Source organism: Agromyces tropicus, assembly GCF_039531345.1.
GTDB classification, from domain to species: Bacteria; Actinomycetota; Actinomycetes; order Actinomycetales; family Microbacteriaceae; genus Agromyces; species Agromyces tropicus.
Map to the genome: position 1 here is coordinate 79515 of NZ_BAAAPW010000005.1, position 20231 is coordinate 99745.

General features: G+C 73.5%; 22 protein-coding genes. 13 read left to right on the plus strand and 9 right to left on the minus strand.

Annotated elements, in window-relative coordinates:
- Positions 1 to 18: 18 nt before the first annotated feature.
- Both ABD230_RS14665 and ABD230_RS14670 read left to right on the plus strand, forming a co-directional pair.
- Positions 19 to 801: a VOC family protein gene (locus ABD230_RS14665; RefSeq protein ID WP_344375957.1), complete on the plus strand. Its 783-nt coding sequence runs from the start codon at positions 19 to 21 to the stop codon at positions 799 to 801.
- A 6-nt stretch (positions 802 to 807) separates the two neighbouring features.
- Positions 808 to 1761: an NAD(P)/FAD-dependent oxidoreductase gene (locus tag ABD230_RS14670; protein WP_344375959.1), complete on the plus strand. Its 954-nt coding sequence runs from the start codon at positions 808 to 810 to the stop codon at positions 1759 to 1761.
- 39 nt (positions 1762 to 1800) lie between these two features.
- Here the strand turns inward: ABD230_RS14670 and ABD230_RS14675 are convergent, their stop codons facing one another.
- Both ABD230_RS14675 and ABD230_RS14680 read right to left on the minus strand, forming a co-directional pair.
- Positions 1801 to 2571 carry an SDR family oxidoreductase gene (locus ABD230_RS14675; RefSeq protein ID WP_344375962.1) on the minus strand — a complete coding sequence of 257 codons (771 nt, stop codon included), beginning with the start codon at positions 2569 to 2571 and terminating at the stop codon, positions 1801 to 1803.
- Positions 2568 to 3029: a hypothetical protein gene (locus ABD230_RS14680; RefSeq protein WP_344375964.1), complete on the minus strand. Its 462-nt coding sequence runs from the start codon at positions 3027 to 3029 to the stop codon at positions 2568 to 2570. The genes ABD230_RS14675 and ABD230_RS14680 overlap by 4 nt, the downstream gene beginning before the upstream one ends.
- A gap of 131 nt (positions 3030 to 3160) precedes the next feature.
- Here ABD230_RS14680 and sigJ point away from each other — a divergent pair, with 131 nt between their 5' ends.
- Together sigJ and ABD230_RS14690 are read left to right on the plus strand one after the other, a co-directional pair.
- Positions 3161 to 4096: an RNA polymerase sigma factor SigJ gene (gene sigJ, locus ABD230_RS14685; protein WP_344375966.1), complete on the plus strand. Its 936-nt coding sequence runs from the start codon at positions 3161 to 3163 to the stop codon at positions 4094 to 4096.
- 89 nt (positions 4097 to 4185) lie between these two features.
- Positions 4186 to 5157, plus strand: a complete 972-nt coding sequence (locus ABD230_RS14690) for a Dyp-type peroxidase (protein ID WP_344375969.1) — start codon at positions 4186 to 4188, stop codon at positions 5155 to 5157.
- A gap of 12 nt (positions 5158 to 5169) precedes the next feature.
- On the opposite strand, the gene ABD230_RS14695 is transcribed toward ABD230_RS14690, so the two are convergent.
- Positions 5170 to 5340, minus strand: a complete 171-nt coding sequence (locus tag ABD230_RS14695) for a hypothetical protein (RefSeq protein WP_344375972.1) — start codon at positions 5338 to 5340, stop codon at positions 5170 to 5172.
- A 159-nt stretch (positions 5341 to 5499) separates the two neighbouring features.
- Between ABD230_RS14695 and ABD230_RS14700 the strand changes: the two genes are divergently transcribed.
- Entirely contained in the window at positions 5500 to 6267 is a 768-nt protein-coding gene (locus tag ABD230_RS14700; RefSeq protein WP_344375974.1) for a DUF2306 domain-containing protein, read from the plus strand.
- Here ABD230_RS14700 and ABD230_RS14705 read toward each other — a convergent pair.
- Positions 6252 to 7187 (minus strand): aldo/keto reductase, encoded by a 936-nt coding sequence (locus ABD230_RS14705; protein WP_344375976.1) that lies wholly within the window; start codon positions 7185 to 7187, stop codon positions 6252 to 6254. The genes ABD230_RS14700 and ABD230_RS14705 overlap by 16 nt on opposite strands.
- A 102-nt stretch (positions 7188 to 7289) precedes the next feature.
- On the opposite strand from ABD230_RS14705, the gene ABD230_RS14710 reads away from it, so the two are divergent.
- A complete protein-coding gene (locus ABD230_RS14710) occupies positions 7290 to 8174 on the plus strand; it encodes a LysR family transcriptional regulator (protein WP_344375979.1) in 885 nt (294 codons plus the stop codon).
- A 27-nt stretch (positions 8175 to 8201) separates the two neighbouring features.
- Here the strand turns inward: ABD230_RS14710 and ABD230_RS14715 are convergent, their stop codons facing one another.
- The 4 genes from ABD230_RS14715 to ABD230_RS14730 form a co-directional block, all read right to left on the minus strand.
- Positions 8202 to 8993, minus strand: coding sequence for a bestrophin-like domain (locus ABD230_RS14715; protein ID WP_344375981.1), 792 nt, complete (start codon positions 8991 to 8993; stop codon positions 8202 to 8204).
- Between the two features lie 120 nt (positions 8994 to 9113).
- The gene (locus ABD230_RS14720) at positions 9114 to 9602 is read right to left on the minus strand and encodes a GNAT family N-acetyltransferase (protein WP_344375984.1); all 489 of its coding nucleotides are present in this window, start codon (positions 9600 to 9602) and stop codon (positions 9114 to 9116) included.
- A 103-nt stretch (positions 9603 to 9705) separates the two neighbouring features.
- Positions 9706 to 12057 (minus strand): hypothetical protein, encoded by a 2352-nt coding sequence (locus ABD230_RS14725; protein WP_344375986.1) that lies wholly within the window; start codon positions 12055 to 12057, stop codon positions 9706 to 9708.
- A gap of 70 nt (positions 12058 to 12127) precedes the next feature.
- Positions 12128 to 12697, minus strand: a complete 570-nt coding sequence (locus tag ABD230_RS14730; protein WP_344375989.1) for a TetR/AcrR family transcriptional regulator — start codon at positions 12695 to 12697, stop codon at positions 12128 to 12130.
- Between the two features lie 116 nt (positions 12698 to 12813).
- Between ABD230_RS14730 and ABD230_RS14735 the strand changes: the two genes are divergently transcribed.
- The 6 genes from ABD230_RS14735 (at position 12814) to ABD230_RS14760 (ending at position 18342) form a co-directional block, all read left to right on the plus strand.
- A complete protein-coding gene (locus tag ABD230_RS14735; RefSeq protein WP_344375991.1) occupies positions 12814 to 14241 on the plus strand; it encodes an MFS transporter in 1428 nt (475 codons plus the stop codon).
- A 121-nt stretch (positions 14242 to 14362) separates the two neighbouring features.
- Positions 14363 to 15100, plus strand: coding sequence for a DUF2306 domain-containing protein (locus ABD230_RS14740; protein ID WP_344375992.1), 738 nt, complete (start codon positions 14363 to 14365; stop codon positions 15098 to 15100).
- Positions 15101 to 15105: 5 nt separating this feature from the next.
- Positions 15106 to 16236, plus strand: coding sequence for a sensor histidine kinase (locus tag ABD230_RS14745; protein ID WP_344375994.1), 1131 nt, complete (start codon positions 15106 to 15108; stop codon positions 16234 to 16236).
- A complete protein-coding gene (locus ABD230_RS14750) occupies positions 16224 to 16898 on the plus strand; it encodes a response regulator (protein ID WP_425546246.1) in 675 nt (224 codons plus the stop codon). Before ABD230_RS14745 ends, ABD230_RS14750 begins: the two co-directional genes overlap by 13 nt.
- Positions 16899 to 16937: 39 nt before the next feature.
- Positions 16938 to 17333, plus strand: a complete 396-nt coding sequence (locus ABD230_RS14755) for a nuclear transport factor 2 family protein (protein ID WP_344375996.1) — start codon at positions 16938 to 16940, stop codon at positions 17331 to 17333.
- A gap of 163 nt (positions 17334 to 17496) precedes the next feature.
- Positions 17497 to 18342, plus strand: coding sequence for a DUF2188 domain-containing protein (locus tag ABD230_RS14760; protein ID WP_344375998.1), 846 nt, complete (start codon positions 17497 to 17499; stop codon positions 18340 to 18342).
- Between the two features lie 7 nt (positions 18343 to 18349).
- Here ABD230_RS14760 and ABD230_RS14765 read toward each other — a convergent pair whose 3' ends face one another.
- Entirely contained in the window at positions 18350 to 19690 is a 1341-nt protein-coding gene (locus ABD230_RS14765; RefSeq protein ID WP_344376001.1) for a serine hydrolase domain-containing protein, read from the minus strand.
- A 217-nt stretch (positions 19691 to 19907) separates the two neighbouring features.
- Between ABD230_RS14765 and ABD230_RS14770 the strand changes: the two genes are divergently transcribed.
- The gene (locus tag ABD230_RS14770) at positions 19908 to 20216 is read left to right on the plus strand and encodes a hypothetical protein (RefSeq protein ID WP_344376003.1); all 309 of its coding nucleotides are present in this window, start codon (positions 19908 to 19910) and stop codon (positions 20214 to 20216) included.
- Positions 20217 to 20231 lie beyond the last annotated feature (15 nt).

A 20231-nucleotide genomic window follows, 5' to 3' on the forward strand; every position in this document is an offset into this window, starting at 1 on the left:
CCCCGACAGGAGGCCCGCATGCCAGGATCCGATGACCTCGTCGCCGGCGCGCCGGCGTGGGTCGACCTGACCACGACCGACCTCGACGGGGCGGTCGCCTTCTACACCGAGGTCTTCGGCTGGACGGCCGATCGCAGCGAGGACGAGCGGTACGGGGGCTACACGACCTTCCTGCTCGACGGGCAGCGCGTCGCGGGCGCCGGACCGCGCCAGGACGACGACCCGTCGCCGTCGCACTGGACGGTCTACCTGCTGACCTGGAACGCGGCCGCCACGAGCGAGCGCATCGCCGAGGCCGGCGGCACGGTCCTCTTCGAGCCGATGGACATCCCCGACCTGGGTGTCATGGGCCTCGCGATCGACGCGACCGGCGCCGTCGTCGGCTACTGGCAGCCCGGTGGGCTGCCCGGCTTCGACGTGTACGACGAGCCGGGTTCGGCGACGCGCTTCGAGCTCGCCGCGAGCGACTTCGACGCCGCCGAGCGCTTCTACGCGCACGCGTTCCACTGGGAGGTCGAGCACGGCGAGGGCGAACCGCGCTACGCCGTGTACCGGCACGCGGGCCGCACGTTCGCGAGGATCCTCGACGCGGCCGGGCTGCTCGGCGACGAGCTGCCGCCGAGCTGGCACGTCGGATTCGAGGTCGACGACGTCGAGGCGGCCGTCGCCCGCGCCGTCAGCGCCGGGGGCTCCCTCGTGGTGCCGCCGTGGGACGTGCCGGACGGCCGGCGGGCCGGGCTCACCGACCCGAGCGGCGCGTACTTCGTCGTCGCGTCGTCCGCGACCGAGCCGGCGGAGTAGGCGCGCGTGCAGGCCTGGGACGTCATCATCGTCGGCGGCGGCAGCGCCGGACTGAGCGCGGCGCTCATGCTCGGCCGCTCCCGGCGGCGCGTGCTCGTGGTCGACGCCGGCCGTCCGCGCAGCCGCACCGCGGCGCACATGCACGGGGTCCTGGGGCGCGACCACACGTCGCCGCTCGACCTGCTCGCCGCGGGTCGCGCCGAGCTGACCCGCTACGACGTCGTCGTCGAGTCCGGCGAGGTCGCGGGCGCCGTCCCACTCGACGCCGAGTCCGCGGGCGCCGACGGCCTCTCGTTCGAGCTCGAGCTCGAGTCGGGTGCCCGTCACGCGGCGCGGCGCGTGCTCGTCGCGACCGGCCTCGTCGACGAGCTCCCCGACATCCCGGGCCTCGCCGGCCAGTGGGGCCGGGGCGTGGTCCTGTGCCCGTACTGCGACGGCTGGGAGGTGCGCGACGAGCGGATCGCGGTGATCGCGTCGGGTGCGGCGAACGCCCATCAGGCCCAGCTGCTGCGCGAACTGTCGGACGACGTGACGTTCTTCACCGGCGGAGCGGCACTGCCGCCTGCGACGCGCGAGGGCCTCGAGGCCCGCGGCATCGCCATCGAGGAGCGCCCGGTGGCCGAGGTGCTCGAGGACGGCGACGGCCGGCTGCGCGCGGTCCGGCTCGACGACGGGACGGAACTCGGCGCCGACGTGGTCTTCGTCGCGCCCCGCGCGGTCGCGAACGACGGCGTGCTGCGCGAGCTCGGCGCGCGCTTCATGCGGCAGGGCGGGGCGCAGCAGGTGATCGTCGACGACGACGGTCGCACGAGCGTGCGCGGACTCTACGCCGCGGGCAACGTCATCGGACCCCGCTCCTCGGTGCCGTGGGCGATGGCCACCGGCAACCTCGCGGGAACGGCGATGAACGCCGACCTCGTCGAGGAGGACATCCGCCGGGCGGTGGAGCGGCGCGGCTGAGCCGTCCGCCCGCACGCGCCCGGCGTCGCCCCACGCCCTTCACCCTGTCGTCGCGGCCTCCGGCGCGGCGGCCTGCTCGCGGAGCCACTCGTCGAACGTCTGGCGGGCGATCGTCGCGCCGGGTCCGGGGAGCGTGTCGCCGCGACGCATCGCCGCGAATTGCCGCATCGGCAGCGCGACCGGGATCACCGGTCCGCGCACGCCGGTCGCCGCGGCGAGTCGGCGGATCATGTCGTCGAGTCGCTCCTCCTTCGGGCCCGCGAGGTCGGGCGCGTGGCCGGCGGGGCCGCCCTCGGCGAGCGCGACGAGGTGCTCCCCGACCTCGCGCGCCGCGACGGGCTGGGTGCGCACCTTCGGGGCGAGGTGGATGCCGGCGACGGTGAGACCGTGGAGCATCTGCCCGGCGAACTCGTGGAACTGCATGGCGCGCAGGATCGTCCAGGGCACCGTGCCGGATTCCACGACGCGCTCCTGGGCGAGCTTCGCGGCGTAGTAGCCGTACGGCGCGCGGTCGATGCCGACGATCGAGAGCGCGACGTGATGCCCGATGCCCGCCGCCGCCTCGGCGTCGAGGAGCCGCCGGGTCACCGTCGTGAAGAACTCGGTGGCGGCCTTCGCCGAGGTGGACGTCAGGTTCGCGGTGTCGACGACGACGTCCACGCCCGCCAGGGCGTCGACGAGGCCTTCGCCGGTCATCAGGTCGACGCCGTTCGAGCGGGTCAGCACGACCACGTCGTGGCCGCGCTCGCGCGCGACGTCGACGGCGTGTCGTCCGACCGTGCCGGTTCCTCCGGCGATCGCGATCTTCATCGGGGTGCCTCCTCCATGGTGACGGGTCGGGGTTCGGATGCCGCGCGATCGTGCCGCCGCGGTGGCAGGCAGAGCGGCGCGGCGAGCACGAGCGAGCTCGCGAGGGCGATGGGCTGGGCGACGGCGTCGAGCGGCGGCAGGCCGTCGAGGTGCCCGAGGTGGTAGGCGAGGTGCGGGATCGAGAAGACGACCCACGCGACCCCGACCGCGACCGATGCGTCGGCTCGTCGCATGAGCGCGGCGACGACGCCGGCCGCCACGAGCGCGAGGTAGAGCGCGCCGACGTCGCGGATGAGGTGTTCGTTGTAGGGCCCGTCGACGCCCACCCACGCTTCGAACAGCGCGGGGAACGGGAAGCCGTCGGCGAAGCTCCGGGGTGCGAGGAGCGCCCAGGCTCCGACGAAGGCCCCGAGCGCGTTGAGCGCCCAGAGGATGCTGCGTCTCCATGTCGTGTTCACGCTGTTCCGACGACGCAGCGTGCGGGAACGTGAGGTCGCGGCATCCGTCGGGCGTGTCGACCTCACATCCGGAGTCCCTGCGTCGTCGGAGGAACGGGACCGGATGCGGCATCCGGTGGGAAGGTGGAGCCATGACGACCGACGGCGACGACGCCCCGGCTCCCGAGGCGGGCTTCGACCCGGCCTCGCTGGATGCGGAGCGCGGGCTGCTCATGAGCCTCGCGTACCGGATGCTCGGCACCGTGGCCGATGCCGAGGACGCGGTGCAGGAGACCTACGCGCGCTGGGTGCGCCTCGCGCCTGCAGAGCGGGAGGCGATCGAGAACCCCGCCGCGTGGCTCACGCGCGTCGTCGGTCGCGTCTGCCTCGACCAGCTCGGCTCGGCGCGGGCCCGGCGTGAGGCGTACGTCGGCGAGTGGCTGCCGGAGCCGCTCCCCGGCGGAGCCGGGATGTTCGCCGCACCGCCCTCGACGGACCCACTCGACCGGGTCACGCTCGACGAGTCGGTGAGCACGGCACTGCTCATCGTGCTCGAGTCGCTGACGCCCGCCGAGCGGGTCGCGTTCGTGCTCCACGACGTGTTCGCGGTGCCCTATGCCGAGATCGGGGAGGTCGTCGGCCGCTCGCCCGAGGCGTGCCGCCAGCTCGCCTCGTCGGCCAGGCGACACGTCCGCGAGCGGCGATCGGGCACCGCGACCCGCGAGCGCCACGACGAGGTCGTGCGCGCGTTCATGGCCGCCGCCGGCACCGGCGACCTCGACGGCCTCCTCGCCGTGCTGGATCCGGAGGTGCGCCTCGTCTCCGACGGCGGCGGCGTCGCCTCGTCGGCGCGGCGGCCGGTGCTCGGCGCCGACCACGTCGCCAGGTTCGTGCTCGGGCTGAAGGAGAAGCGCGGCCCGGCGCTGCAGCTCTCGGTCGGCGAGACCGCCGACGGGCTCACGCTCGCGTTCGGCGAGGACGGTGCGATCGACACCGTGCTCGTCGCCGACGTGCGCGGCGACCGGATCGCGAGCATCTGGATCATGCGGAACCCGGCGAAGCTGCGCCTCTGGAATCCGACCGGATGAGGTCGCTCCCGCGTGCATTCGGAGTGCCGCCGGAGCATGATGACCGGGTGCGGTCCGTTCGGAGGGCCGCCGCGGACCAGGAGGTGGGGATGGCGCAGGGCGACCGCGTGCCGATCGACGCGCAGCAGGTGGACGCACCGCTCTCGACGTACGCCGTGTTCCTCGTCGTCGAGGTCGGCGACGACCCGGCGGCGCTCGCGACGGTGCGGGAGGTCGTGTCGGGCATCGACGACCTCGTGAAGACGGTCGGCTTCCGCGACCTCGGCGGCCGGCTGTCGTGCGTGGTCGGGATCGGCCGCACACTCTGGGATCGCCTCGCTCCCGGTCGCCGGCCGACCGAACTGCACGTGTTCGCCCCGATCTCCGGCGACGTGCACACCGCCCCCTCGACCCCGGGCGACCTGCTCTTCCACGTCCGGGCCGAGCGGCAGGACCTCTGCTTCGAGTTCGAGCGACTGCTGCTGGACGCACTCGGCGAGGCCGTGACCGTGGCCGACGAGACCTACGGCTTCCGCTACTTCGACGCCCGCGACCTGCTCGGATTCGTCGACGGCACGGCGAACCCGATCGGGGCGGAGCTCCCGTCGGCCTCGCTCATCGGCGACGAGGACGCGGACTTCGCGGGCGGCAGCTACGTCGTCGTCCAGAAGTACCTGCACGACCTCGCCGCGTGGAACGCGCTCACGACCGAGCAGCAGGAGGCCGTCATCGGGCGACGCAAGGCCGACGACGTCGAGCTCGACGACGCCGAGGGTCCGCAGCTCGCCCACAAGACGCTCGCCACGATCACGGGCGACGACGGCGAGGAGCTCGCGATCCTGCGCGACAACATGCCCTTCGGCCGCGTCGGGATCGGCGAGTTCGGCACCTACTTCATCGGCTACTCCCGGCGCCTCTGGGTGATCGAGCGGATGCTGCATCGCATGTTCGTCGGCCAACCGCCCGGGTACCACGACCGCATCCTCGACGTCTCGACGGCGGTGACGGGCACCACGTTCTTCGTGCCGTCGAATCCCGTGCTGCAGGCGCTCGCCGACGAGGAGCCGCGCCCGGGCGGGTGAGCCCGCCTCGGCTCAGAAGTCCTCGCGGGTCTCCCGGAGCTTCGCGAGCGCGTCCTCCGTGTCCTGCCAGCCCTGCAGCGCCGACACGAGCTGGCGCTCGAGCCACGAGGCATCCTTCTGGTCGACCGCCGTGGCCCGCAGCTGCGACATCCGTTCGGTGGCCGTTCCCGTGAGGTCGTCCATCGCTCACCCCTCCGCGCGGCGGACCGGGCGGCCGACGGCCGCGGACACGGGTCCGCACGCGTGCCATGATGCCACTCCACGCCCCGGGCGGGCAGCCCGTCGGCCGATCCGGGGGTTCACCGGATGCCCGCCGCCGGCGGCCGTCGATACCGTCGCCGCATGACCACCACGGAGACCACCCGCCCCGCCGCCGCGCCGACTCCTGAGCGTCGGCCCACGCCCGCGCGTCCGCCCCGCCGGATCGGCGCGCGCGTCGGCTGGACCTGGGTGCTGCTCTCATCGGTCGGCATCGCGGCGTTCGCGGTCGTGCCGTACCTGACGTCATCGCTGCCGGTGCTCGCGGCGTCGGGCGGAGGCGGGCTCGCCGAGCACTACGCCGCGCAGCCGACCGCGGTGCTCGTCGCGTTCTACGTCCACGTCGTCGCGGGCGGTCTGGCCCTCGTGACCGGGCCGCTCCAGTTCTGGCGCGGCCTGCGCGACCGGGCGCCGCGCGTGCATCGCTGGATCGGTCGCGTCTCGCTCATCGCGATCGGGCTCGCCGGCGTCGCCGGCCTCGTGCTGGCGCCGGTGAGCGCAGCCGGCCTGGTGGGCACGTTCGGCTTCGGCGCCCTGGCCGCACTGTGGCTGCTCACCGCGTGGCGCGGCTACCGCGCCATCCGCCACGGCGACGTCCCGGCGCACCGCGCCTGGATGATGCGGGCCTTCGCCCTGACCTACGCCGCCGTGACGCTGCGGCTGTGGCTGCCGCTGCTCATGTTCGCGCAGGTGCCGTTCGCAGGCCCGGCCGGCTTCGACGCGGATGCCGCCTTCGCGAACGCGTACGCGGCGGTGCCGTTCCTCTGCTGGCTGCCGAACCTGCTCGTCGCGGAGTGGCTGATCCGGCGGCGCGGGCTGCCGTCGTACCGGCTCGCTCAGGGCACGCGGTAGCCCGCGGCGCGGACGAGCTCGTACCACTCGGCGCGCGTCAGCGGCACGTCGGAGCCCTGCGCGGCACCGGCGACGCGCTCGGGCGTCGTCGTGCCGAGGACGACCTGCATGTCGGCCGGGTGCCGCGTGATCCAGGCCGTCGCGATCGCGATCGGGGGCACGTCGTAGGCCGCCGCGAGGCGGTCGATCACGGCGTTCAGCTCGGGGTACTCGGGCGAGCCGAGGAATACCCCCGTGAAGAAACCGGCCTGGAAGGGCGACCACGCCTGGATCGTGATGTCGTGGAGGCGGCAGTAGTCGACGATGCCGCCGCCGTCGAGGTTGAGTGACTGCTCGACGCCCTGCATGTTGGCCGCGAGGCCCTGCGCCACGATCGGCGAGTGCGTGATCGAGAGCTGCAACTGGTTCGCGACGATGGGCTGGGTGACCGATCGCTTCAACAGGTCGATCTGCGCCGGGGTGTGGTTCGAGACGCCGAAGCGGAGGACCTTGCCGGAGGCCTCGAGCTCGTCGAACGCGCGGGCGACCTCGTCGGGCTCGACGAGGGCGTCGGGCCGGTGGAGCAGGAGGACGTCGATGCGGTCGGTGTCGAGCGCCCGCAGCGATCCGTCGACCGCCTCGATGAGGTGCTCGTACGAGAAGTCGAAGTACGGGCCGTCCTTCACGATGCCGGCCTTGGTCTGGATGGTGAACTCGTCGCGCTGCGACGGGGTGAGCTGCATCGCTTCGGCGAACCGGCGCTCGCAGGCGTGCAGCTCGTCGCCGTAGATGTCGGCGTGGTCGACGAAGTCGATCCCGGCATCGCGGGCGGTGCGGACGAGCTCGCGCACGGCGTCGTCGCCCATCTGCTCGATGCGCATCATGCCGAGGACGACGTTCGGGGCGGCGAGGTCTCCGCCGCCCAGCTGGATGGTCTTCATCGAATTCGACTCCTGTCGTGGTGGGTGCGGATTCACGATAGGCAGTCCCGATTCAGAAGTCCAACAACTTCTGATCATGGAATTCAGAAGTAGACTGCATAGATGGATCTCCGGCAGATGGAATACCTCGTCACGCTCGCCGACGAGCAGCAGTTCACGCGTGCCGCCGCGGTCTGCGGAGTCTCGCAGTCCGGGCTCTCGGCCGCGATCCGCAGCCTCGAGGACGAGCTCGGCACGCCGCTGTTCGACCGGACGACGCGGCGAGTGGAGCCGACCGACGCCGGCCGCGCGCTCCTCCCCCACGCCCGCACGATGCTCGCGCAGGCGGGCGCGGCGCGCGATGCCGTGCTGCGCGCCGCGCACGAGCTCACCGGCAGCCTCCGCATCGGCGCCGAGCAGTGTCTCGGATTCGTCGACGTCGGCACGCTCCTCGAGCGCATCCGTCGCCGGCACCCGTTCGTCGACCTCGACTTCACGCAGGCGGGATCGCGCGACCTCGTCGCTCGCGTGCGCGACGGGGACGTCGACCTGGCGTTCGTCGCCGGCACCGACGTGCCCGCGCGGATGTCGCGGACCGAGCTCGGACGCCGGCCGCTCGTGCTCCTGCTGCCGCCCGGCCATCCGCTCGCCGGCGCGTCGCCGGTCGACTGGACGGACCTGCGCGACCTCGACTTCGTCGACTTCCAGGAGTCGTGGGCGGTGCGGGCCGTGAACGACGCCGCCTGCGCCGAGCGCGGCGTGGCGCGCCGCGTCCGCTGCACCGTCAACGACGTGCACACCCTGCTCGACCTCGTGCATCGCGACCTCGGCGTCGCACTCGTGCCGCAGCACATCGCGGCGAAGCCGCAGGCGGCGGGCCTCGTCGTGCGCCCGCTGCCCGCCTCCGCGCCGCAGTGGGTCGTGTCGCTGGTCGCTGGCGACGCGTCCGCGGCATCCGCGTCGCTCGTCCTCGAGCTGCTCGACGCGGACCTCGCGCTCAGCGCCTGAACCCGCCGGTGCGCCCGAGCCCGCCGGTCACCCCCGCGGCCCGAACACCTGCTCGTACAGCCGTTCGTAGGCGCCGGCGTTCACCGAGACGTTCCCGGCGTACGGGCGATCCATGTCGGCGGTCGTGAAGATGACGAGGCCGATGAACACGGCGAGCAGGCCCGCCAGCAGCAGGTGCAGGCGGAGGCTCCGGACGCTGATGAACGCGATGAGGATCGCGTTCACCGCGGCGCCCACCCAGATGACGACCCAGATCAGCGACGGAAGCGCGAGGGCCGTCGCGTCGATGCGATCGCGACGCGCGTCGAAGAACGCCTCGAACGCCTCGAGGGCCTGCTTGTACTCGGCCTGCTCCGAGCCCGTCACCGCCTCGACGCCATGCAGGATCTCCTCGATGGCGTCGACCTGCGCCCGGCTGCCGTCGGGCAGCACGCCCTCGCGCTGCTCGACGAAGTCCCCCTCGATCACGGTGATCAGGTAGGCCTGCAGCTCGTCGCGGATCGGGCTGCCGATCTCGTCGGGCAGCGCGGTGGAGGCCCGGACGAGCGCCCCGACCTCGCCCGCCTCGGTCACGGTGACCGCGCGGGTCGCGGCGTAGTTCTCGTAGACCGACACCGTGACCAGCGCCAGCAGGATGCCGAAGAAGAGGCCGAACGTGCCGATCACGTGCGCGAGCGTGCGGTCCCATTCGTCGCGGTCGCGGACGAGTCGTCGCACGACCGGCTTCATCGCCCACACGACCAGGCACGACGCGACCACGAAGCCGCCCACGAACAGGGGCATCGTGATCCAGACGGGCGTGTCGTAGAACCAGCTCACGCCGCCTCCCCCGCGCATCGTGCGACGCGCCCGGTCGGGCGGATCGCGGACCGACGCGCCCAGCCTACGAACGTCGCGGCGGTCGACGCGGCAACGCGCCGGGTGCCGCGTCTTCCGCCGCTACGCGACCGGCAGCTCGAGGGTCATGAAGACGCTGTTCGGGTCGAGCGCGTAGTCGGCGAAGGGCGGGCACTCCGCGAACCCGTACCTCGCGTACAGGCGCCGAGCCGGGAGGAAGAACTCCTCCGATCCGGTCTCGAGGCTGATGCGGCGGTAGCCGCGGCGGCCGGCCTCGCCGAGGACGTGCTCGAGCAGGCGTGCGCCGAGGCCGCGGCCGCGGGCGGCGGCATCCGTGCGCATCGACTTGAGCTCGCCGTGCTCGGGGTCGAGCTCCTTGAGGGCCACGCAGCCGAGGAGCGCCTCGCCCTCTCCGATCGTCCAGAACAAGACCTCGGGCACCGAGAGCCCCGAGACGTCGAGTGCGTGCACGCTCTCGGCGGGCGAGGTCGCGTACATGTCGGCGAGGTGGTCCTCGAGCAGGCGGATGACGCGGGGGTCCGCGAGGTCGGCGAGGCGGATGCCGAGGGCGGGGGCCGGGGTGGAGCTCACCGGCCCATTCTCCCCCGCACGTGTTTCGCCCTCGTGACGACGGTCGATCCGGATCCGTGCGGCGACGCACCCGCATCGACCGTCCGGACGGGTCGCAGGCGCGTCAGCTCACGAGGCGGATCGACGGCTCCGGCGCCGGCGGCTCGGGCTCCTGGGTCTCCGCGTCGAGGCGCGCGAGGAGCCCCACCAGGAATCGCGCGACGTCCTCGAGTTCGTCGGGCGTCGGCACCCAGTGCACCGCGCTCGCCACCGACCGCGCGAGCAGGTCGAACTCCTCCGCGAAGGTGCCGGTCAGCGCCGGAACGGAGTAGGCCGCGGCGTCGATCAGGTGCCGCACGGCCCGCAGCCGCTCGTCGGGCGTGAGCCCGCCCTCCTCGGTGGCGAGCCCGGCCCGCAGGATCCGGGCCTGGTCGACGAGCAGCGCGAACTCGTCGTGCGCGAGGCCGAGCTCCTCGCGCAGCGCCTCGGGGGCGGGATCGAGCTCGATGCGCGACGGGTCGAGGATGCCGTGGCGCTCCAGTCGAGGACGCAGTGCGCCGAACCGCGCGATCTGCCACGACGAGCTGATCGGCGGGAGCACGAGTGCGCGCATCTGCGGTTCGTGGCCGAGGAGCATGAGCTCCGGGTCGCGGGTCGCCTCGCGCTGGTAGTAGTCGACGTGCCGGGCGTACTTGACCCCGCGGATCGCCTCCTCGATGAGGGCGTGCCGCTCCGCCTGCGCCTCGATCGCGCGCGCCCGGCGCGCCGTGAAGCACGCGTACGAGTAGCGGATCTCGATCTCGAGCGACGACCCCGCCTCGCGGAGCCATCGTCGTGCCGCCGCCGCCTCGCGCGAGGTCCCGGCGGTCCCGGCCCGGCGCGTGCCGTCCTCCTCGCCCCAGTCCTCCGCGACCTCCGGATTGAAGATCATGTAGCAGAGCGCGGCGCGAGACCGCATGCGCGACCGGACCCGGCCCGGATCGCGGCGCGGCGTGGCACTCTCCTGTTCGAGCAGGTCGATGAAGCGGTCGAGGGCGACGCGGATCCGCTCGCGGCGCGATCCACCGCCGGCGCCGGCCGCGCCGAGCGGGGCATCGGGATCGTCGCCGACGGATCCGTCGAGGTCGGCGTACGCCGCCCAGTTCCGCGCCGCCATCATGTAGAGCGTGAGCGTCCGCAGGAGCATCGCCCGTGGCTCCGGTGCCGGCGGACGCGACTTGCGCCGCTCGTCGAGGCGGGCCTGGATCGGACGGACGCCCGGACGCAGGTCGGCCGGATCGAGCCGCGCCGGCCCGAGCTCGGCCGCGACGCGGACGTAGTCGTGCCACACCTTCCCGGTGGCGTCGGGGAAGACCGCGGGTTCGGCGCACAGCCACGCCGCCTGGTTGACGATGGGCTCGAGCCGGTCGAGGAACGCCTCGAGCGACGCACGGTCCTCGATGGCCCGGTAGCGGTCGAAGATGCGGTCGTACTCGGCGAGGATGCTGGTCGGGTCCTCCTCGATCGCGCGGCTGAGGTAGTGGCGGCGCTCGTCGCCCCGCGTCATCCGCGCGAGGCCGAGGAACCCGACGGACTTCCAGCTCGTCGCACGGTAGAACCCGCGGACGTCGGGATAGCGCTCGGCCATCGTCATCGCCGTGAAGCCGGCGGCGAGCGCGAGCAGCTTGCGGTGCTGGTCGACCTCGATCGAGTCCCACTCGAGCTGCAGCTCGACCTCGTCGAGGGGGTGCCCGTTGCGCCGGAGCGTGGCGATGGCCGACCCCGAGTCGAGGATCGTGACCTGCAGCAGCCAGGGGGCGGAGTTGAAGAGCACCTGGAAGAGCCAGGCGATCGCGGATGCCACGCCGCTGCCGCTCCGGTCGGCGATCGCGATGAACTCGCCGAGGTCCGGCGAGCTCGGCCGCTCGACGCGTTCGCGGGGGTCGTCGAGGTTCGCGTTGCGGACCTGCATGAGCGCGTCGATCGACCACGCGGTGTTCGTCGAGCCGTCGGGCCCGATCACCTTGGCGTCCAGGCGCGACCTGGTCGCGAGGCCGGGCCCCAGGACGCCGACCGTGATGAGCGCCAGCGGCAGCGTGACGACCAGCCAGGCCACGACGCCGTCGTCGGCGTAGGCGGTCGCCACGATGATCGCGACCGGCACGAGCACGACGAGCGTCCAGCCGACGACGCGCAGGACGGCGCCGGTGCGCCGCGTGGCCTTGAGGTCGCGTACGCCGGGAAGCAGCGCGACCAGGCGCGCGCCGACCGCGAGCACGAGCCACGCGACCAGCACCGCCAGCAGCGCGTCGCCGAGCGGTGCGAGCACGCCCGCGACGAACGTGTCCCAGCGTGCGCCGATCGCCGCGGTCCACGCACTCAGCGACGGCGTCTCGCCGAGACTGGCGGTGCATCCCGTGAGCGCCAGCGCAGCGCCGATCGCGAGCGCCGCCCCCGGTGCTCGGACCTTCCGTGCCGGTGTGCTCGTCCCCCGCATGATCCGCGCCTGCCTGGCGCGAGTCTAGTGACCCTCAGGTCTGCGGGGACAGTACGCGCACTGATTCGCGCTACCGGGCGCGCAGGCCGTCGAGCGCCAGGTCGACGACGCGCTCGCGCTGCTCCTCGCTCGGGAACGCGACGCCCGCGACGCCCGCGACCAGGCGGATGGCGTCGTCGATGGCGACGTCGGAGCGCACGGCGCCGGCCGCCTGGGCGCGCTCGAGCAGCGGCTCGCCGGACCGGTACATCAGCGTGCGGCAGGTCTGCAGGAGTTCGGAGTCGCGGTTGAGCCCGTCGAGCAGCACCTTCTTGCGGCTGGCGTAGTCGGCGAACCGACGCAGCCATGCCGCGAGCGCCTCGAACGGCTCGCGCGCCTCGAGTTCGTCGCCGAAGGATGCGACGGCCGCGACCTCGTCCAGGTAGACGGCCTCGACGAGGGCGTCGCGCGTCGGGAAGTTGCGGTAGAGCGTGCCGATGCCCACACCGGCGCGGCGCGCGATGTCCTCGAGCGAGGCGTCGACCCCGTGCTCGGCGAACGCCTCCTTGCCGGCGACGACGAGTGCGTCGAAGTTGCGTCGCGCGTCGGCGCGGGTCGGTCGGCGGGCGTCGAGCAGCGCGCTGAGCGCCTGGTCGGTCATGGGAGTACACCTCGGGTTTGCGAAGTGGAGGCTACCTCCGCTAATGTAAGCGGAGGCGGCCTCCGATCGGAGACTCCCTCCAGTATATTCCCTTCGCCTGGACGAAAGGCGTTCGCATGCCATCGACACGACTCACCTTCATCGCGGTCGCCACGAGCTTCACCGCGGTCGCCAGCCTGCAGTCCCTCCTCATCCCCGTGCTCTCGACCATCGGCACCGACCTCGGCGCCGACGCGGTCGGCCAGACCTGGATGCTCACCTCATGGCTCATCGCCGCCGCCGTCGCCACGCCCCTCCTCGGCCGCGCCGGCGACCTCGTCGGCCGCCGGCGCATGTATTTCCTCGCGCTCGGCGCCGTCGCACTCGGCTCCGTACTGGCGGCGTTCGCGCCGAACCTGGCCGTGATGCTCGTCGCCCGCGTGCTGCAGGGCCTCGGCGGCGCGGTCTTCCCGCTCGGCTTCGGCCTCGTCCGCGACGCCTTCCCGCAGGCCCGGCTCGCCGGCGCGATCGGGGCCCTGTCGGCCGTCATGGCCGTCGGCAGCGGTCTCGGCACCGTCATCGCGGGTCCCGCGGCGGAGCTCATCGGATGGCGCGGCCTGTTCGCGCTGCCCCTCGTGCTCGCCGCCGTCGGGCTCACGGTCGGGTTCCTCGGCCTCGAGCGCTCGACCACGCGGGCCACGGGTCGCATCAACGTCCTCGCGGCCGCGCTCCTCTCCGGGTGGCTCGTCGCGCTCCTGCTGCCGCTCAGCGCGGGCAACCAGTGGGGCTGGGCCTCTCCCCTCGTGATCGGCCTGTTCTCGCTCGCGGCGCTCCTCGCCACCGCCTGGATCGCGGTCGAGCTCCGTTCGCGCACCCCGCTCGTGGACATGCGCGTGATGCGCCTGCCCGCGGTCTGGACCACGAACGTCACCGCCCTCCTCACGGGCGCTGCGATGTTCGGCGTCTGGGCCTACCTGCCGCGTCTCGCCGAGACGCCGAACGCGAGCGGCTACGGCCTCGGCGTCGACGCCGGCACGGCAGGGCTGATCATGCTGCCGATGCTCGTCGCCATGGCATCCGTCGGCTTCGTCGCCGGCCCGCTCAGCCGGATCCTCCCGTTCGCGGCGCAACTGACGATCGGCGCGTTCCTCTCGGGTGCGGCATCCCTGTCCATCGCCGTGCTGCACGGGAACGCCGTGGTGCTCGCCGTCGCGGCCGGCGTGCTCGGACTCGGAACCGGGCTCGTGACCTCCTCGACGCCGAACCTCATCGTCCGCAGCGTGCCCGCCGACCAGGTCGGCATCGCGACCGGCATGAACGCGAACATCCGCACGATCGGCGGCGCGATCGGCACGACGGTGTTCGCCGCGGCCATCGGCGCCACGCTCGGCGCGAGCGGCCTGCCCGCGGAGTCCGGGTACGTGACGGCGTTCGTGATCGGTGCGATCCTCGCGGCCGTCGGCGGGCTGGTGCCGTTCCTCGGGCGCACCCGGCCGTCCCGCCCGAACGTGCGCGCGATCCCGATCGCGGAATCGCCGCTCGTGGAGGCGGCCGAAGCCGCCTGACCGACCCGTCCGCGCCTCGACGCCGCCGGCACGCCCTCGGGGACCGCCTCGTCCGATCGGACGAGGCGGTCCGTCCCGTCGGCCGAGGCGGCGGCACAGCCCCGTCGCGAGCATCGGAGCCATGACCGAGACCTCCGCGCCGCGCCGTCGCCGCAGCACCGTCAGCCCCCGCCCCGCGCCTCGACCCCGTCGTCGCCCCGAGTGGCTCGTGCCGACGGGCCTCATCCTGCTCGCCGTCGTCCCGATGATCGCGGGCACGCGGCGCCTGACCGAGCTCTCGACGGGCGCCGCGGTGACGCCCGAGAACGCCCGGTTCTTCGACTCGCCGGTCCCCGTGGTCGTGCACATCGTGGCATCCGTCGTGTTCCTCGTCGTCGGCGCGCTCCAGTTCGTGCCGTCGCTGCGGCGGCGCCGCTGGCACCGGATCTCCGGTCGCGTGCTCGCGCCGGCCGGCCTGGCCGCCGCGCTGTCCGGCATGTGGATGGCGGTCTTCTACGACCTCCCAGACAGCAACGGTCCCGCCCTGCTCGCGATGCGGCTCGTGTTCGGCACCGTGATGGCCGTCGCGATCGTCGTCGCGTTCCTGGCGATCCGGCGCGGCGACGTCGTCACGCACAGCGCCTGGATGACGCGCGCGTACGCGATCGGCCTCGGCGCCGGCACGCAGGTGTTCACGTTCCTGCCCTGGACGCTCGTCCTCGGCGAGCCCGGGCCGACGGCGACCGCGCTGCTCATGGGTGCGGGCTGGGTGCTGAACCTCGCCGTCGCCGAGGTCGTGATCCGGCGGCGGGCACGGCGGATGCCGCGGCGATCCCGTCCGAACGGCCGATCCGCGGCGACCGGCGCGCTCCTATCATGAGGGGCATGACGAGCCCGGTCCGCGCCCTGTGGGACGCGCCGGCCGCCGTGCCGCCGCCGCCGCGGCGGGTGTGGCGCGACTGGGTGCTCGTGGGCGTGCTGCCGCCCCTCATCGTCGTCGAGGCGCTCGCCCGGCCCGATGTCCCGTGGGGATGGCTCTGGGCCGGCGTGCTCATCGCGCTCGTGCCGACGCTGCTGTGGCGCCGTACCCGGCCCTTCACCATGATCGCGATCGCGTTCGCGAGCGGATGGCTCGTCTCGCTCGCCACGCGGACCGAACCGGAGTTCGTCGGCACGGCCTACTTCCTCGTCCTCCTCTACGCCGTCATGCGCTGGGGGTCGGGCCGGGCGATGCTCGGCGGCGGGGCGCTGGTGCTCGTCGGCCTGATCGCACCCGCCCTCGTGGCGCCGACGTCGTTCGCCGACCTCGTCGGCGGGCTCGCCGTCGTCGTCGCGACGACGACGCTGGGCATCGCGTTCCGCTGGCGCGCGGGCGCGCGGGCCCGCGAACTCGAGCGCACGCGGCTGCTCGAGCGCGAGCGCCTCGCCCGCGACCTGCACGACACCGTCGCCCACCACGTCTCCGCGATCGCGATCCAGGCGCAGGCGGGCACCGCGGTCGCCGCGGCCGACCCCGACGCCGCGGCGTCGGCGCTCCGCGTGATCGAGGGCGAGGCGACGCGCACCCTCGACGAGCTCCGCGCGATCGTCCGGGTCCTCCGCGTCGAGGACGACCCGGAGCTCGCCCCGACCCCCGGCATCGCCGACGTGCGCCGCCTCGCGAGCACGGATGCCGCGGGCCTCCCCGTCGACGTCCGCGTCGAGGGCGACGCCGATGGCGTCCCGCCGGCGGTGGCGGCCGCCGCGTTCCGCATCGCGCAGGAAGCGGTGACGAACGCGCGGCGTCACGCGCACGGCGCCACGGGCGTCGACGTGCGCCTGCGCGTGGACGACGGCGGCGTGCGGCTCGACGTGCGCGACGACGGCGCGACCGCGGCATCCGCCTCGCCCGGATTCGGCCTCGCGGGCATGCGCGAGCGGGCCGCGCTGCTGGGCGGCACGGTCGACGCCGGTCCGGCGGCCGGCGGCGGATGGACGGTGACCGCGGTGCTGCCGAGGTCGGGATGGCGCACGTGAGCGTGCGGGTGCTGATCGCCGACGACCAGGAGCTGGTCCGCACCGGCCTGCGCACGATCCTCGACGCCCAGCCCGACCTCGAGGTGGTGGGCGAGGCCGCCGACGGCGACGAGGCGGTGCGGCTCGCACGCGAGCTGCGGCCCGACGTGTGCCTCGTCGACATCCGGATGCCGGTGGCCGACGGCCTCGAGGCCACCCGGCGGCTCGCCGGGCCCGACGTCGCCGACCCCATCCCGGTCGTGGTCATCACGACGTTCGACCTCGACGAGTACGTGTACGGGGCGCTGCGGGCGGGCGCCCGCGGGTTCCTCCTCAAGAACGCGGGGCCGACGCTGCTCGCCGAGGCGGTGCACGCCGCGGCCCGAGGCGACGCGCTCATCGACCCCAACGTGACCGTCCGCCTGATCGAGGCGTTCGCGGGATCCGCGCCGACCCCGCCGCGCGCCCCGTCGTCACCGCTCACCGAGCGCGAGGAGGACGTGCTCGCCGCCGTCGCGCGCGGCCTCGGCAACGAGGAGATCGCGCGCGAGCTCTACGTCTCGCTGAGCACCGTGAAGACGCACCTCGGCAGCCTCATGGCCAAGCTCGGCGCCCGGAACCGCGTCGAGCTCGCGATCTGGGCGCACGAGCGCGGACGCGGCGGTCGCACGCCACGCCGCTGAACGATTGTGGCGAGCGCGCGGTCGGAGGATCCTGAACCCATGAGTGACCGTGAGGAGTTCCTGTCCTGGGTGCGATCCGAGCTCGTGGCGGCCGAACGCGCGCAGTTCGACGGCGACGACGGACCGCGACGGGCGATCTGGACGACCGAGCCGCCGCTGAGCGTGCTCGGCGCGTTCCGCAACGCCGTGTCGCGCGGCGAGCTCGTCGAGGCGTTCGAGTCGCTCGCCGCGAGCTTCTCGGACTGCACCGCCTACGCGCTCGACCTCATCTCGTACGACGTCGACGGCGACATGGCGTACACCGTGGGCTACGAGCGCATCTCGGCGTCGCTCGACGGCTCGCCGCGCACCTTCACGCTCCGGTCGACGCAGGTCTACCGGCGCGAGGTCGACGGATGGCGCGTGGTGCACCGCCACGCCGACGCGATCACGTAGCGCGGGGCCGCTCCGTCGACCCTCGTGCGGTCGGTCCCCGCGGGTGCGACGGACTCCGCACCAGCAACGACCGGCCTGACGGGCAGGATCTGCACCCGAACAGGGGATGGTCGATGCTCGGCGTCGGGTGGATCATGCTTCCACCATCCGATCGGAGCCGACCATGACCGTCACCGGAACGAGAATCGTCGAGCGCGCAACCGGAGGAAACTGGGTCGTCCGCGCCGCGGCCGGAGCCCCGGACCTCGCGACGCTGCCGACCCAGGCAGCGGCGATCGAGGCCGCCCGGGGCCAGCTCGTCGCGAACGGCGGCGGGCAGGTCATCGTGCACGGCATCGACGGCGGGGTCCGTCGCCGCATCTCCGTCGCTGCGACGACGGCGGCGGCGGACGCAGGCGAACCGCTGACGCCCCAAGACCTCGCCGATGCGGCGGGAGCCGCGGTCGCCCGCGTCCGCGGCGGCTCCTTCGACGCCGACGGCGACGGCGAGCCCGACGGGGACGATGTCCTGAACCGCGTCGTGGCGGCAGGCCCCGAGGGAGAGGCCAAGGATGCGATCCGCTCCGCCCAGCGCGTCCTGAAGTGGCTCGCGGCGGGTCTCGCCGTCTTCCCGGTCGTGCCGGCATGGGTGATCAGTTCCGACCTCGGCGGCGGGTTCGCCGGGATCTTCCTCGGCACGCTCGCGTGGTCGCTCGGGGTCGCCGTCATCGCCTTCGCCCTGATCGCGCACCCGACCGCCGTATCGACCGCCGGGCTGTCGCTGCTCGGCCTCGCGGCGTTCTGGCTGTCCAACGCCGTCGCGGGCGCGCTCGGCGGGACGGTCCTCAATGCGGCCGATCCGCTGCCCTCGGGCCCCGGTCCGACCGGGATCTTCGTCTGGATCGGCGATCTTCTCGGCGCAGCGATCGAGAACTACGGCGTGCTCGGCGCAGTGATCGCGACGGCACTCGGGGTGCTCGTCGGATGGCGCGGCGCCGAGTTGTACCGCCTCGTCGCGGCCCGCAACTGACGTCCGCTCAGCCGAGCGCGGCGATGACGTCGCCGACCAGGCGCACCTCGGACGCCGTGTGGTCGGCCTCGGGCGTGAAGCCCATGCGGACGACGACGAGCTGCTCCGACGGCACGACGACGACCTTCTGGCCGTCGTGGCCGCTGGCGTAGAACGTGTCCTCCGGCAGCGACGGCCACCGGAGCGAGCCGTCGGGCAGCACGTTGGTGCGCCAGCTCATCGCGAGCCCCGGGTCGTCGGTCTCGTCCACCTCCGTGGGCGTGAGGGCCTCGGCCATCCACCCGTCCGGCAGCAGCTGCGCGCCGTTCCAGTCGCCGCCCTGCAGCGCGAACTGCCCGATCGCCGCCCAGTCGCGCGGCGTCGCCCACATGTACGACGAGCACACCGGCGTGCCGGAGGCATCCGGTTCGACGACCGCGGAGGACAGCCCGAGCGGGCCGAGGAGGGTGCGACGCGGCAGGTCGGCGCCGAGGCCGGTGCGCTCGGCGAGGATGTCGCACAGCAGGGTGGTGTTGCCGCTCGAGTACTGCTGGACGGTGCCGGGCTCGTGCGCGAGCGGCAGCCCGGCGACGTACCCGCCCATGTCGGGCTCGAGGTAGAGCATCCGCGTGATCGGCGTGCCGAGGTCGTAGGTCTCGTCCCACTCGAGCCCGCTCGTCTGGCGGAGCAGCTGCTCGATGGTGATGTCGGCGCGCGCGTCGGTCCACTCCGGCACGAGGTGGTCGTCGTCGAGCGCGACGACGCCCCGCTTCACCAGCACGCCCGTGATGAGGTCGGTGACGCTCTTGCTCATCGACCAGCCGAGCTGCGGGGTCGACGCGTCGAACCCGTCGGCGTACCGCTCGCCGACGAGCTCGCCGTGCTTGACGACGACGATTGCGCGGGTGCCGAGCGCGCCGCGGTCGGCCTCGTCCAGGTCGTCGCCGAACGCGCGCGCGATCGCCTCGTCCATGACGGGATCCGGTTCGGGCGCGGCGGCATCGGTGAACGGATTCGCGCTCGCGGCGATGGGCGTCGCCGAGCCGAGCTCGGGGCGCTCGCGCGACAGCGTGCAGCCGAAGCCCTCGGTGAACCACGCGCGCTGCCGCGAGAGGGCGCCGAGGAGCGACGCGGTGGTCGGGTCGCCGGCGCCCGTCACCTCGAGGTAGGGCACGAGCGGGTTCTCGGGCAGGTCGGTCGCGGGCTCGTCGCGGCCGGCGACCTGCGTGACGGCGCACGCGTTGTGGGCGGCGTATCCGGTTCCGGTCAGCAGGATGGGCTGCTGCCAGCGGTACACGCCGGCGAACACGCCGATGACGACGAGGGCCAGGAGGGCGACGACGCTGATCGCCCGGCGGAGGAGACGCACGACGAAGGATCGTAACAGTCCGGAGGGCGTTGTCCGGACCGGCCCGAACGCCGCGGTCGCCGCGGTCCCCTCGGCGCCCCGGAGCCAGCGGGACGCCCGGCGGTCGCGAACCCCCCGAACGGGGGTCGTCGACCCTCGACGACCGGAGTAGCTTGTGGCGCGTTCCGGCCCGCCCGACCGGACGCCCTGACCGTGATCGAGAAGCCGGATGGCGCAGATGACGCGGATTCCGAACACCACTCCCGGGCCCGACGACGAACGCGACGGACCCGGCGGCCACGCCGGCGAACGGCTGCGCCAGTTCGAGCAGGCGCGCGGACTCGACGACCTTCCGTTCGAGGAGACGGCCGGCCCCGACGACGAGCCCGACGAGGCCGACGCCGACGTCGACGCCGACGTCGACGTCGACGTCGACGAGAACGTCTCCGAGGGAACCGTCGACGAGGCCGCCGAGGACGAGCGCACCGACGGGACGGACGACGACCAGGGCGAGAACGAGGAGGGCGCACCGGAACACACGTCCTGAGGCTGCAGCACGCGA